Source organism: Variovorax sp. J22G73, assembly GCF_030317035.1.
In the GTDB taxonomy this organism is placed as follows: Bacteria; Pseudomonadota; Gammaproteobacteria; order Burkholderiales; family Burkholderiaceae_C; genus Variovorax.
Map to the genome: position 1 here is coordinate 39541 of NZ_JASZYK010000012.1, position 13625 is coordinate 53165.

8 protein-coding genes are annotated in these 13625 nt (G+C 69.6%); all 8 read right to left on the minus strand.

Annotated features, from left to right (window positions below; all coding sequences use genetic code 11):
- Positions 1–10: 10 nt before the first annotated feature.
- Positions 11–406 carry a DUF4150 domain-containing protein gene (locus QTI51_RS30960; RefSeq protein WP_286517217.1) on the minus strand — a complete coding sequence of 132 codons (396 nt, stop codon included), beginning with the start codon at positions 404–406 and terminating at the stop codon, positions 11–13.
- A gap of 30 nt (positions 407–436) precedes the next feature.
- Positions 437–1096: a DUF3540 domain-containing protein gene (locus QTI51_RS30965; RefSeq protein ID WP_286517216.1), complete on the minus strand. Its 660-nt coding sequence runs from the start codon at positions 1094–1096 to the stop codon at positions 437–439.
- A gap of 31 nt (positions 1097–1127) precedes the next feature.
- Entirely contained in the window at positions 1128–2204 is a 1077-nt protein-coding gene (locus QTI51_RS30970; RefSeq protein ID WP_286517215.1) for a pentapeptide repeat-containing protein, read from the minus strand.
- Positions 2201–4795, minus strand: a complete 2595-nt coding sequence (locus tag QTI51_RS30975; RefSeq protein WP_286517214.1) for a DUF2169 family type VI secretion system accessory protein — start codon at positions 4793–4795, stop codon at positions 2201–2203. Before QTI51_RS30975 ends, QTI51_RS30970 begins: the two co-directional genes overlap by 4 nt.
- Positions 4796–4813: 18 nt before the next feature.
- A complete protein-coding gene (locus QTI51_RS30980) occupies positions 4814–7753 on the minus strand; it encodes a type VI secretion system Vgr family protein (RefSeq protein WP_286517213.1) in 2940 nt (979 codons plus the stop codon).
- A gap of 75 nt (positions 7754–7828) precedes the next feature.
- Positions 7829–10558, minus strand: a complete 2730-nt coding sequence (gene tssH / locus QTI51_RS30985) for a type VI secretion system ATPase TssH (protein ID WP_286517212.1) — start codon at positions 10556–10558, stop codon at positions 7829–7831.
- A gap of 61 nt (positions 10559–10619) precedes the next feature.
- Positions 10620–11732: a type VI secretion system baseplate subunit TssG gene (gene tssG, locus QTI51_RS30990; protein WP_286517211.1), complete on the minus strand. Its 1113-nt coding sequence runs from the start codon at positions 11730–11732 to the stop codon at positions 10620–10622.
- Positions 11729–13624, minus strand: coding sequence for a type VI secretion system baseplate subunit TssF (gene tssF / locus QTI51_RS30995; RefSeq protein ID WP_286517210.1), 1896 nt, complete (start codon positions 13622–13624; stop codon positions 11729–11731). Before tssF ends, tssG begins: the two co-directional genes overlap by 4 nt.
- Position 13625 lies beyond the last annotated feature (1 nt).

A 13625-nucleotide genomic window follows, 5' to 3' on the forward strand; every position in this document is an offset into this window, starting at 1 on the left:
GCGCGCCGCGCTACGGCGCCAGCAGCAGCACCAGCGTCTGGCTGGGTACGGTGCGCACGCCGGGGCAGTTGGTGCTGTTCTGCAGCGACACGCTGGTCAGGCGCGTGGCGGGCATGCCGTTCCACAGCACGGTGAAGGCGCCCGTGAGATGGCGGCTGGGCCCCATCACCGTGCCCGAGGCCACACCCAGCAGCACGCCGGCGTTGTCGCCGTTGGTCATCGGAATGGTGGTGCCCAGGTTGTGGGCCGGTGCGCCCATGACCAGGATCGTGGGGCAGTTGGGAATGGCCATCGGCCCCATCGCGATGTTGGGGTACGGCACCGGAATGGGCGACGGCGCGGCGGGCGTGATGCAGACATCGGGAAAGCCCATGTCGGTGCCCATCAGCTGGCAGTTGGCGAACATTTTCTGGTGGCTCCGGTTGGCGTGGCCGCTTCAGCCGAAGTGAATCTGCGCGCCCCGCGCCTTGATGAGCTCGCGGCCGTTCACCAGCGTGTGCTCGCCTTCGAGCCGCAGCACCTGGCTGGCCTCGCACTCCACGTGCGTGGCGGCCACGCGGTCGATGCCGTCGGTGGTGCGCAGGTAGTGCTTGCTGAAGTGCTGCACGCGGTCCATCACCGAGGACAGCACCGAGCCGACCAGCTTGAGGGTCGTGCCCACCAGGTGCAGTTCGCGGCCCACCACCTCGGCGCTGTCGGTGACCACGCGGGTCTTCTGGGTGGCGACATCGAGTGCCCCGGCCTTCAGGCCGACGCGCGCGGCCTCCAGCTCGAGCACGCCGCCGTCCACGGCAATGCGCAGGTTGCCGGGGCAGTCGAGCACGTTGGGGGTGCCCTCCTCGCGTTGCAGCACGGCCATGATCCAGACCTCGTCGGGCGCGATGCGCAGGCAGGCCACGCTGTCGCCGTCTGCGGGCGCCAGCAGGCAGCTGGCGGCGCGTTGCGCGCGCAGCCGCAGCCCGCCGCTGGCGACGACCCGCGCGCCGCTGGCGTCGGTTCCCAGGATGCCCACGCACCATTCGCCGGCAATGGCCTGGGGGACAGGCTGGCGACGGCGGCTGGCGGGCCTGGATGTGGCGGGATTGGTGTAGCTCATGGCATGTTCCTCTGTGTCTGTGTTCGTGCGCTCAGGCCACCAGCGGCTGCCAGCGCTCGGACTGCGCCAGCTCGGGGTCGGTTTCCAGCGCGCGCGCACGGTCGGTCGCCTGCGCGTCGTCGGTGGTGGCGCCGTGCAGCACGGTGCGCAGCAAGCTCGCGCGGCGCAGGTCGGCGCCGCCGAGGTCGGCATGGCGCAAGTCGGCATAGGTGAGCTCGGCGCCGGTGAAGTTGGCGCCGCGCAGCATGGCGCCCGCGAAGTGCGCCTGGTAGAGGTCGCAGGCGCTGAAGTCGGCCTGCGGGAGCACGGCACCGGTGAACATCGCTTGCCGCAGGCGCGCGCCCGCGAAGTCGACCCCCTTGCCCGTGGCCGCGCAGAAGATGGCCTGGGGCGCGGTGGCGCCGGCGAACTTCGCGCCGTCGAGGCTGGCGCCCTGGAAGTTGCATTGCGCAAGCGCCACGCCGCTGAAGTCGGCGCCGCCCAGGTCGGTCGATGAAAACTGGCAGCCCTCGAGCGTCAGGCCCGCGAACGACTTGCCCCGCAGCGAGGTCTTGAAGAACACGTTGCGCAGCATGCGCGCGCCGCTCCAGCTCAGGTGGGCAAGGTCGCACTCGGTGACGGTGGTGTAGTGCCAGCGGGTGTCGTCGGCGCACACGTCGAGCAGCACCGATTGGCTGATCACCGCCGAGTCGAGCAGCACGCCGCGCAGCACCGCGTGGTCGAGCCTGCAGCGCGACAGCGTGGCCATCGTCATGACCGATTGCGCCATCTGCGCATGCGCCATGTCGCACTCGGTGAACACCGCGCCGTGCAGGTTGGCATCGCGCAGGTCGACGTGGTCGAGCGTGCAGCGGTTGAACACGGCCTTGCGCAGGTTGGCGCCCGAGGCCAGGGCACCGCGCAGGTCGCACTGGTCGAACACGGTTTCGCGCAGGTCGGCGCCGCGGAAGTCCGTGCCGGCGAAATCGATCCGCGAGAAGATCCCGCCGCCCAGCGACAGGCCGGCATAGGCGCCCTTCTTCAGGTCGAGCCCTTCCAGGGTCTCGCCGAGGCCGACGGCCATCGTCAGCAGCTCGGGGCTCATCGCTGTACGCGGCGCCGCGCTCATGGCGCCGCCTGCTGTTCGGGGGTGAGCCGCGGCCACGTGCGCGCCCGCTTGAGCAAGGCGCCGTCGAAGCTCGTCGAGCCGTCCAGGCGCACGCGACCGAGGTCGGCGCCGAAGAGGTTGCTGCGCCGCAGGTCGGCCCCGCGCAGGTCCGCCGACTGGAAGATCGCGTCGCTGAAGTTCACGCCCGACAACAGCGCGCGGGTGCAGACAGCCTTTCGCAACAGCGCGCCCTTGGCGCTGGCGAGCCGAAGGTCGGCTTCTTCCAGCAGAGCCTCGCAGAGATTGGCGCCGTCCAGCAGCGCGCGGACCAGCTTGGCGCCGCGCAGGTCGCCCGCGCCGAAATTGAAGTTGCGCAGGTCGGCCTGGCTCAGGTCCGCGCCCGCCAGGCTGCAGCCCTTGACCGCCACCGCGCTCTTGCAGCGCGCCGCCGTCATCCGGGCGCCGTCGAGCTTGCTGGTGACGAAGGTCGCGTTCTCCAGCGTCGCCAGGTGCATGTCGACGCCCGAAAGATCCGACTCGATGAAGCTGCACGCCGACAGGTTCGCCTCCGGCCAGCGCATGCCCTTCAGGTCGAGCTTGTGGAACACCTGCTCGCCCAGGTCGGCGCCCGACCAGTCGGCGTCGCCCCACGTGGTCTCCAGCAGGTTGGCCCGGGCGAAACGGGCGCGCCGCATCTGCGTGCCGGCAAAGGCGCAATGCATCAGCATCGCGCCCGAAAAATCCGATTCATCGAAGACGCCCCCCGCCAGCACGGCCTTGCCGAGGTTGGCCTTGGCGAACCGCGTGCCGATGGCGATCACGCCTTCGAGGTTGGCATGGGCCAGCACCGCGCCCGAGAAGTCGGCGCCCGAGAGGTTGCTGTTGCGCAGGTTGGCGCTCTCCAGCCAGGCGCCCACGAAGTTCACATTCCGCAGGTCGAGCCCGGAAAAATCCGCGCCGGTGAAGTCGATGCCCGCGAACAACCGGATGCCCGCCGCCACCGCGCGCGCCATCTCGTCGCGCAGCGCGGCGGCCTGCTCGTGCGGCATGGCAAAGGCCGGCGGCTGCATGTGCGCGCCGTGCAGGTAGCCCGTGCGGTGCGCGTCCTCGGCGTGGCACAGCCCGGGAAAGAGCGGCGTCGGGTCGAAGGGTGGCGTTCCGGCACCGGCCTGCACGCGCAGTTGCGCCATCTGGTGGTCCGCGTTCCAGGTCGGCGGACCCCGGTGCTGTACCTTGGCCAGGTCGATGTTCAGCGCCTGCGACATGGCCATCGCCCGCTCGATGGCGCCGACCGCTTCCTCGACCGCCGCCCACTGCAGGGCCTCGGCCTCCTTCAGCTGCTTTTCCAGGTAGGGCGGCAGCGCGTCGCCCACCGGCACGCTCTCGCGCGGCGGCATGCGGATGCCCAGCGCGTCCGGGTCCTTGCCCATGGCCACGGCCTTGTCGCACGCCAGCGTCACTTCCATCTCGGCGCGGCGGCGCTGGGCTTCGCCTTGCAGGCCTTCGGCGGCGAACGGTTCCTTGGCGGCCTCCACGTCGGGGTCGAGGGTGCTCACGCCCTGCGGCAGCAGGTCGCTGTCGACAAGGGCGTGGATCGGGCCCATCTTCGGGTCGGCGCGCTTTGCTGCAGCGTCGAGGTAGTGCGCGTCGGAGCGCGCCTCGCCGATGCGCTCGATGGCGCCCATGAGGCTGACCACGTCGCTGCCGTCGTCGGTGCCGACTTCCGCCAGCCCCTGGAAGATGGCGATGCAGCGCTCGGCATGCGGAAAGAACCACACCGTCGTCAGCCGCAACGGCACCTCGCGCACCTTGGGCTCGCCGGCCGCCATCCTGTAGCCGGCGAACACACGCGCGCGCAGGCCCGGCAGGCGGCCTTCGACCAGGCGCTTTTGCGGGTGCATGTTCTCGAACGAGAACGCCTCGTCGCCCGCGAGCGCGCCGTCCATCCATTGGTCGGGCGGCGCCAGGTTGAAGTAGCGCCAGTCGGTGTCCGGCGCGAAACCCGGCGCGTGCTGCTTCAGGTAGTCGGCGTCGTAGGTGCCGCGGTATTGCACGCGCTGCGGGTGCATCGGGTCCAGCGCGCCCAGGCCGGCGGGCGCTATGGCCTGGTCGGGGCGCAGCAGGCGGTCGTGCGGCAGTTCGATGTTGGGCAGCCACACCGCGCCGCCCGCCTGATCCCGGCCGCGGCCGCCGGTGTTGGCGGGAAAGTCCGGCCCGCCGTAGGCCCTGGACCAGTCCAGCGGCATTTCCTCGAAGGGCCGGGCCTCGCTCGGGTTGGCGCCGTTCCAGTAGCGGTCTCCCAGCACCAGCAGCGTTTTCTCCCGCGTGCCGAAGCGGGCGCGCACCGCGCAACCGGAGGGCCGGTCCGGCGGGGTGAATGCCTTGCCGTGCACCAGGAACTCCGGCGTGAGCTTGGCCACGCCTTCGTCGATCAGCGGCTGGGCCATCTCCTTGGCCAGGAACGACCACATCGATTGCTCGGCCCACAGCGTGCCGTGCTCGCCCTGCGCGAACGGCAGGTGCAGGCAGGCGCTGATGCTCAGGCCGAAGCGCTTGCGAAACTCGATGGGGCGCGTCGACAGGCCGAGCGACTGGGGCTTGAGGATCTGCATCGCGGCGTGTCCTTGCGGCTACAACCCACCACCGCCCGAGCCACCGCCCGAGCCGCCACCCGAACCCCCGCCCGATCCGCCACCGGACCCCGCAGGCGGCGCCCACGGCGCGGCCGAGCCGCTGTCGTCTTTCGAGGCGGTGCGCGAGCCGTCGGCGTTGGCGGGCACGTTGCCGGCCAGGTCGCTCGCACCCGCGTCGTCCGTGGCACTGGTGGCCGCCGCGGCCGCCCCCATGGCCATGAAGAGGGGCAGTGCCGGCGGCATGAAGATGCCGGCCGCGGCCGTGCCCGCCGCCATCAGGCCTTGTTCGCGCCGCTTGCGCGTGATGCCGGCCAGCGAGGACAACCGGCCGGCGAGCCCGGGCAGCCCCGCGGCCGTCGCCTCCGCGGACGCCCGGTCCAGCGCTTCGGCCGCATCGGCGTACTGCTGCAGCGTGGCCGCGATCCCCATGACCGCGGTGGCCGCGCCGGACACCGCGCCGATCACGCCGGCCACCGCGCCCGCGGTGGCGGCGCCACCGCCGCCGCCCGGGCTGATGACCTTCAGCGGCGTCAGGTTCACGTCCGCGGTGGAAATCGACTTGATCTCCGGCGCCGCGCAGTTGATGAGCTTCACGGCCAGCGTGTTCTCGATGGCCACGCCCACGAAGTTGCTCATCGCCAGCGACACCGAGTTCTCGATGCTCATGCCCATGAAGGTGGAGCTGGTGATGCCCAGGTTGGCCTCGGAGTTGTTGCCGATGTAGCCGCTGGTGTTGGGCCCGAGGATGGTGGTGTTGGAGCCCACGGCCGTCTGGTCGATGTTGCCCGCGGCCATCATCTCGATGCCGGTGTTGCTCATCAGCTTGATCTTGTTGGCCATCAGGTGCAGCGGCCCGGTCGGCACGGTGATGTACTTGGAGCTCGAGCCCGTCACCAGCCAGTCGATATGGCCGGCCTCGAAGCTCATCTTCGCGGCCTTGTAGGTGAGGTTGCCGCTGACGGTGATGCTCTGGTTGCCGATGACGTTGCGGGTTTCTCCGGCGCGCGAGGTGTCGGTGCGCGCACCTGTCACGTCGCTCAGGCTGGTGCCCGTGACCATCGTCTTGTCGTCGCTGTCGACGAAGCTGGTGCGGTTGCCCACCACCTGGTTGTTCTGGTTGCCCTTGACGGTGTTCTTCTGGTCGACCACCACCATGTTGGTGTCGTTGCGCGTCACGGTGCTCTTGCGGTCACGGTCCACGTGGCTGGTCTGGTCCCGCTTGACAGTGATGCTCTGGTCCCGGTCCACCGAGGTCGAGTCGTCCAGCTCCACGCTGCGGCTCATGTTGCGCTCGGCGTGGATGTTGATGTTCTCCTCGCCCTTCTTGTCCTCGAACATGATCTCGTTGTAGTTCGCGGGACCGCCGCCGGGCGTGGAGCGGGTCTTGAAGCCGCTCTGCGTGGGCGACTTGTACGGAATGGGCTGGTCGTCGTTGTAGACGCGGCCCACGATGATGGGGCGGTCGGGGTCGCCGTTCAGAAAGTCGACGATCACCTCCTGCCCGATGCGCGGAATGAAGTACCCGCCCCAGCCCTTGCCGCCCCAGGGTTGCGACACGCGCACCCAGCAGGTCGACTTCTCGTTGCTCTCGTCGTAGCGGTCCCAGTGAAAGTGCACCTTCACGCGGCCGTGGTCGTCCACGTGCAGCTCGTCGCCCTTGGGGCCGACCACGATGGCGGTCTGCGGGCCGGGCATGGTCACGCGCGGCGTGAGGCGCGGCGCGCGGTACAGGCGCTCGGCCGGCATGGCGGTCACGAGGAACACGCTGGCGCCGGTCTGCGCCGCGGCCAGCGCGGGGGTGGCGGCCATCAGCTCTTCGAGCACGGGCAGCGTGTCGGCGTTGACGGCGTCGTCGCGCAGTACCTCGGCCAGCGCGTCGCGCACGGGCCGCGCCGCAACGGAGGCGCTGGCGCTCACGCCTTCGTAGCCGCGGTGGCTGGCCACGAAGGTGCAGGCCGCGACGATGTAGTCGCCGTTGCGCGTGCCGTCGGGGTCGCCCTCGAACTTGAAGCCGCGCCCTGCAGCCACGTCGGGCCAGGGCGTGACGGCCCAGTGGCGGTCGCGGCGTGCGTTGAGCTCGTCGCCGCGCAGCTTGGCGCGCGCCTCGCCGTCGTCGCCGCTGAAGTAGCCGCCGGGAAACTCGAACATCTCCAGGTTGGCCAGCTCGTGGTCGTCCGACGAATCGATGTCGGCACCGAGCTTTTTCTTGATGGCCTTGAAGTCGCTGTCGCGCGACGAATGCTTGCCGGTGTCGAACTGGCGCGCGCTGACCCAGCGCGAAATCTCGTTGAAGCGCGGCTCGGCGGCGTTGGTGGCCATGTGGCGCAGCGTGGCGGCGGCGGGCAGCTTGTCGTGCGCGATATCGCTGGCGTCCGACAGGTGCATGGTGCCGGGTGCGTCGTGCGCGTCGAACCAGTAGTAGATGCCTTCGTCCTCGAGCAGGCGCGACAGGAACTGGTAGTCGCTTTCCTGGTGCTGCACGCAGTACCGTCGCGGCTTGTGGGTGCCGATGACGTTGTCGGCCTTGGTCTTCTTGAAACGCTTGATGGGGCTGTCCTCGAACACGGCGTCGAGCACTTCGAGCACTTTCTTGTCCTGCACGATGCGGGAGTTGGTGCGTTTGCCGAGCAGCCAGAACCACGAGCGCAGGGTGATCCGGTATTCGTGGTGCCGGCCCATGTGCCCCGCGCGCACGAAGCGCACGGCGTGGCCCTGGCAGTGCCGCTCGTGCGTGCCGCCGTCTTCGTCCTTGAACACGATGACGACATCGAAGGCATGGCCGAGGATGTCCTTGGCGTCCAGCGCCTTGTTCGTCGACAACACCGTGAGCTCGTAGGCCGACGGACGCGCCAGCGCCTCGTGCCCCACGATGCGCCAGAACATCAGGTCGTCCTTGGCAGGGGAATCGCTTTCTATGCGGAACTCGTTGTCGGCCATTTTTTTTATTGCGCTGGTGGTGTTGTTGTTCGGGGCGTGTGAACAGGCCGCCTCAAAGACAAACAGCAGTCCATCTCAGTCGAACGCGTAGGTGAATTCCGCGTCCTTCACATCGAGCGCGACACGGCGAATCTCGCCGCCGGAGGCCAGCCGCTGCAGGTACTCGACGGAGATGGTCGGCAACACGGTGTTGGTGAGGATGGCGTCGATCACGCGCCCGCCCGACTCCGGGTCCTGGCACCGCGCGACCACCTGGTCGACCACCGCGTCGCTGTAGTCGAACGGCACGCCGTGGTTGGCCTCCACCCGCTTCTTGATGCGGCCCAGCTGCAGCCGCACGATCTTCTTCATCATGTCCGGCGACAACGGGTAGTAGGGAATGGTGACGATGCGGCCCAGCAGCGCGGGCGGAAACACCTTCATCAGCGGCGCCTTCAACGCGTCGGCCAGGCTGTTGGGCTCAGGCAGCAGCTCGGGGTCGCGGCACATGCTCATCACCAGCTCGCTGCCCGCGTTGGTCGTCAGCAAGATGATGGTGTTCTTGAAGTCGATCATGCGGCCCTCGCCGTCTTCCATCCAGCCCTTGTCGAACACCTGGAAGAAGATCTCGTGCACGTCGGGGTGGGCCTTCTCGACCTCGTCGAGCAGCACCACGCTGTACGGGCGGCGGCGCACGGCCTCGGTCAGGATGCCGCCCTCTCCGTAACCCACGTAGCCCGGGGGCGCGCCCTTGAGCGTGGAGACGGTGTGCGCCTCCTGGAACTCGCTCATGTTGATGGTGATGATGTTCTGCTCGCCGCCGTACAGGGCCTCGGCGAGTGCCAGCGCCGTCTCGGTCTTGCCCACGCCCGAGGTGCCGCACAGCATGAACACGCCGATGGGTTTCTGCGGGTTGTCCAGCCGGGCGCGCGAGGTCTGGATGCGCCGCGCGATCATCTCCAGCCCGTGCTTCTGGCCGATGACGCGCTGGTTGAGCGTGTCGGCCAGCTTCAGCACCGCCTCGACTTCGTTCTTCACCATGCGGCCCACCGGAATGCCCGTCCAGTCCGCGACCACCGAGGCCACGGCCTGCTCGTCGACCGACGGAAGAATCAGCGGGCTCTCGCCCTGCACCGCGTGGATCTTCGCTTGCAACTCGTGCAGTTCCGCCAACAAGGCGGCGCGGTCTTCGCTCCCTCCCCCGCTGGGAGAGGGCTGGGGTGGGGGCACGTCGGCCTTCGCATCGCTCGCGGCGCCGGGCGCATCCACCGGCTTGCTCCCCGCCCGCAGCTTCGCGCGCAACTCCAGCAGCCGGTCGACCAGCCCCTTCTCTTCCTTCCACCGCACGTTCAGCCCGTCGAGCTGCACCTTCGACTCGGCCAGCAGCGTGCTCACCTGCGCCGCGCGCTTGGTCACGTCGATGCCGATGGCTTCTTCGCGCCCGATGATTTCCTGCTCGACCGTGAGCCCCTCGATGCGGCGCATGCAGTCTTCCACCTCGGGCGGCGTGGCGTGCTGGCTCACGGCCACGCGCGCGCAGGCCGTGTCCAGCAGGCTCACCGCCTTGTCGGGCAGCTGGCGCGCGGGAATGTAGCGGTGGCTGAGCTTCACCGCGGCCTCGATGGCTTCGTCGAGCAGTTGCACGCGGTGGTGCTTCTCCAGCACGCTGGCCACGCCGCGCAGCATCAATATCGCCTTCACCTCGTCGGGCTCGGGCACCTGCACCACCTGGAAGCGGCGGGTGAGCGCCGGGTCTTTCTCGATGTATTTCTTGTACTCGGCCCAGGTGGTCGCGCCGATGGTGCGCAGGTTGCCGCGTGCCAGCGCGGGCTTCAGCAGGTTGGCCGCGTCGCCGGTGCCGGCCGCGCCGCCCGCGCCCACCAGCGTGTGGATCTCGTCGATGAACAGGATGATGGGCGTGGGCGAGCTCTGCACCTCGTCGATCACCTGGCGCAGCCGCTGCTCGAACTCGCCCTTCATGCTCGCGCCGGCCTGCAGCAGGCCGATGTCCAGCGTGAGCAGCTTCACGTCCTTCAGCTGCGGCGGCACGTCGCCGCGCGCCAGTCGCTGCGCGAAGCCTTCCACCACCGCGGTCTTGCCGACGCCGGCCTCGCCGGTGAGCAGCGGGTTGTTCTGGCGCCGGCGCATGAGGATGTCGACGATCTGGCGGATTTCCTCGTCCCGCCCGGTCACCGGGTCCATCTCTCCCTTCTTCGCTTTTTCCGTGAGGTCGACAGCAAATTTCTTCAGCGCATCGCCCTTGCCCATGGCGGCCGGCGCCATGGCGCCCGTGTCTTCGCCCGGGGCGCCGCTGCCCATGCCGGTGCCGTCCTGCGCGCGCATCTGCGCCTCGGGAGAGGCATCGCACACCTTGGCGAAGTTGTCGGCCAGGTCTTCGACCTTCACCTTCTCGAACTGCTTCGACAGGTTGAACAGCGGGTTGCGCAGGCTCTGCGTCTTCAGCATGCCCACCAGCAGGTAGCCGGTGCGCACCTGCGCCTCGCCGAACTGCAGGGTGGCGTAGGTCCACGCACGCTCGATGGCGTTCTCGATGTGTGGCGAGAAGTCGCTGATGGCGGTGGCGCCGCGCGGCAGGCGGTCGAGCGCGGCGGTCATGTCCTTGGCGATGACGGACACGTCCAGCCCGTAGTGCTGGATCACGCGGTGCAGGTCGGAGTCCTGCGCCTGCAGCAGCTGGGCGAACCAGTGCTCCAGCTCCACGTACGGATTGCCCCGCATCTTGCAGAACACCGTCGCGCCTTCGATGGCCTTGTAGGCCAGCGCGTTGAGTTTTCCGAACAGGGCGGTGCGGCTGATTTCGCTCATGGGAGGACTCCGTATCTCTTCTAGACGAATGAAGCTGTGACGATTGAAAGGCCCGCGCGCATCAATGCGCACCGGCCGGTTGACTGCCGATGCGCACGTCGGCCGCATCGCGCTGGCGCGGCCGCTCGCCGAGCCACGAGACCCAGCCCAGGCGCGGCGCGTTGCCCCTGGCGCTGCCCAGCCGCGTGGGGGGCACCTGGGCTTTTTCGAGCATCAGCTCGGCGTCCCACTCGAGCTCGTCGCCCAGCAGCTGCTGCATCCAGCGCTGCAGCACGGGGCGCGCGTTGCCCACCTCGGCCGTCGGCAGGAACATGCGGTACTGCGCGAGCGTGAGCGGCCCCAGGTGCAGGCGCACGCGGTGCTGGCGGTCCCACGCGCGCGTGCCCAGCATCGCGCCCATGCCCATGGAGCGCGAGCTGTCGCCCTGCCCCAGCCGCGTGAGCTCGTCGGCGGGCAGGCGCATCCAGTGGCCGACCCAGCGCTCCAGCGTCACGGGCACGCCGAAGTAGCTGCACAGCACGCGCTCCACGCTCTCCACGTTGTGCACGCGGCGCGCGAGCCAGCCCGAGAAGTGCAGCCGCGCATCGTCGTGGATCTCGTCGCGCTGCGTGCGCCCCGGCGTGCCGATGCCCACCAGCGCGCCCACCTGCAGCCTGAAGCGGTCCTCGCCCGGACGGTCCAGCGCCACGGCCGGGCGCGACTGCGCCCACGCGCGGTAGAAGTGCAGCGAGAAGCGGTGCGAAAAGCTGTCGAGAAACGCGAGCCACGTCGGGTCGCCGAAGTTCAGGCTGCGCTCGCGAATGAAGTCGCTCAGGTGCACCGGCAGCGGCCCGTTGGGGCCGATGTAGCCGAAGAACTGCTGGCGCAGCCGCGGCGGCGAATGCGCGGTGGCGGGCTCGAAGCGGCTGAAGCTCGCGGGCGCGAACGACAGCGAAGGCTCCTGCCCCACGCGCACCGGCTCGGCGCCGGGCAGCAGCGCCCGGCCCCAGCGCGGCGTGGTGCGCGCGACCGATTCCAGCCGGCGCATCACCGCGAAGTAGTCGTACGCCCACGGCTGCGCCGACCACGCCTGCAGCGCCGCGTCGACGCGGGTGCGTACCGTCTCCCCCGGGGCTTCGTTCCCCCCCTCGCGGACGCGGGGGCGATCGCCTTCGGGCGGCCGAGGGGTGCTCACAGGATCTGCCGCGTTCCGCACAGCGGCCTCCAGCGCATGGTCTCGCCCTTGCCCGCCACGCGCAGCACGGTCTCGACGAAATGGTTCACCTCGACATGGCGCGACAGGAAGCGCGCGAGCACGGCACCGAACAGGAATGCGCTATGGCCGTGGAAGGCGTCCTTGTCGACCTCCAGCGTCACCTCCAGCCCGCGGCCGAAGGCGATGGGGCCCTTCAGCGGCAGGCGCCGCGCCACCGGCTTGCTCTTGACCGACAGCAGGCCGCGCACCTGGCCCTGGCGCATTTCGTCGGCATGCACGGCGTAGAGCATCAGCGTTTCGCGCAGCGCGGCGGCGCCCTGCTCGGGCGTGCTGTCCGACAGCGACAGGTAGTTGAGCGCCAGGTGGTCGACCACGCGCCAGCCCAGCCCCTGGCTCACCACCGGCGACACCGGCCGCGAAGGGCCGCGCACCATGCGCACGCGCTGCACGGGAAAGGAGTCGACGCAGTCGAAGTCGTTCTCGCGGCCCAGCGGCATCAGCAGCGGGAGGTCGCGGTTGGTGCACAGCGCGGTCACCGCCAGCTGGCGCAGCGTGGCCGCGTAGGGCGCCTGCTGCGGATCGACGATCTGCATGTAGACCTCGGAGCCGATGTGGCTGCTGCGGTGGCCCTCCGCGCGCTGGCGCACCGACAGCATGCGCGGCTCGCGCGTGGTCGTGAAGTAGGCGGGGTGGCTGCTGCGGCTGCCGTGAAAGGCCGAGTAGAAGGGCAGGAAGGGCTGCTCCGCCGCCGTCGCGGCATCGGGGCCCGGCACGCCATGGCCGATGACCTCGGTCACGGTGTGCACCTCGAAGTCCTGCGGCCGCGTGCGGTCGGGCACCAGGTGGAACTGGCTCACGCCCTCGCTCATGGGCACGCGGTCCAGCCGCTTGGTGAACAGGTTGATGGCGGGCACGCAGTGCAGCTGCACGTTGTCGGCGCTCACCAGCTTCTCGAGCGCCGCGTCGCCGCGCGAGAACAGCAGCACGATCTCGACCTCGTTCACCGGCATGGCCGCGAGCAGCGTCTTCAGCCCACCGACCCGCACGAACTGGAAGCGCTGCGGAAACGCGAAGTACTCCTGCAGCAGCCTGAAGCCAGAGAAGCCCGTGGCCGTGGTGGGCAGCAGTGCCTCGTCTTCCTCGAAGCCGACCGCGCCGATGGCGCTGGCCGGCAGGCTCTGCGCCGTGCCCTGCAAGGCACCGCCGGGACCGATCGGACGAACCAGCACGCCGATGGGCTGGCCCAGCGCGCATTCATGCAGCTGCCAGGCCACGTCTTCGGCGCCGCCGAAGTGCAGCACCAGCTCGTCGAGCGCGATCTGGCTGAAGTCCAGCCCCGCCGTGGCGCGCAATGCGATGCGCAGGCCGCCGCGGATGGCGCGCGACTGCGGGTGCGTGTTCAGCGGAAGATCAGGTGCGTAGGTGAAGTACTGCGCGCGCTGCACCTCGACAGGCCAGATGCGCAATGCGCTGGCGGTGCGGAACTCGCAGTGCGTGTTCTGCCCCACCGCCTGCCGCGCGCGCAGGCCGCTGCCGCGTGGCAGCAAAGGGCCGGTCGCGAGGTTGGCGTCTTCAGGGTCGGGCACGAAGTTGACGACCACCATCGCCGGCGTGGGCGCGAGGAAGTGCGGGTAGACGATGTCGAGCAGGTGGCCCGTGAAGCGCGGGTACTCCGCATCGAGCTTCAGGCCCACGCGCGCCGAAAGAAATGCGGTCGCCTCGATGAGCCGCTCCACATACGGGTCGGCCACTTCCTGGCCCTCGATGCCCAGGCGGTGCGCGATCTTCGGGAACGCGCGCGCGAACTCGGCGGAGCTTTCGCGGAAGTAGCGCAGTTCCTGCTCGTAGAGACTCAGCAGCCGAGGGTCCATG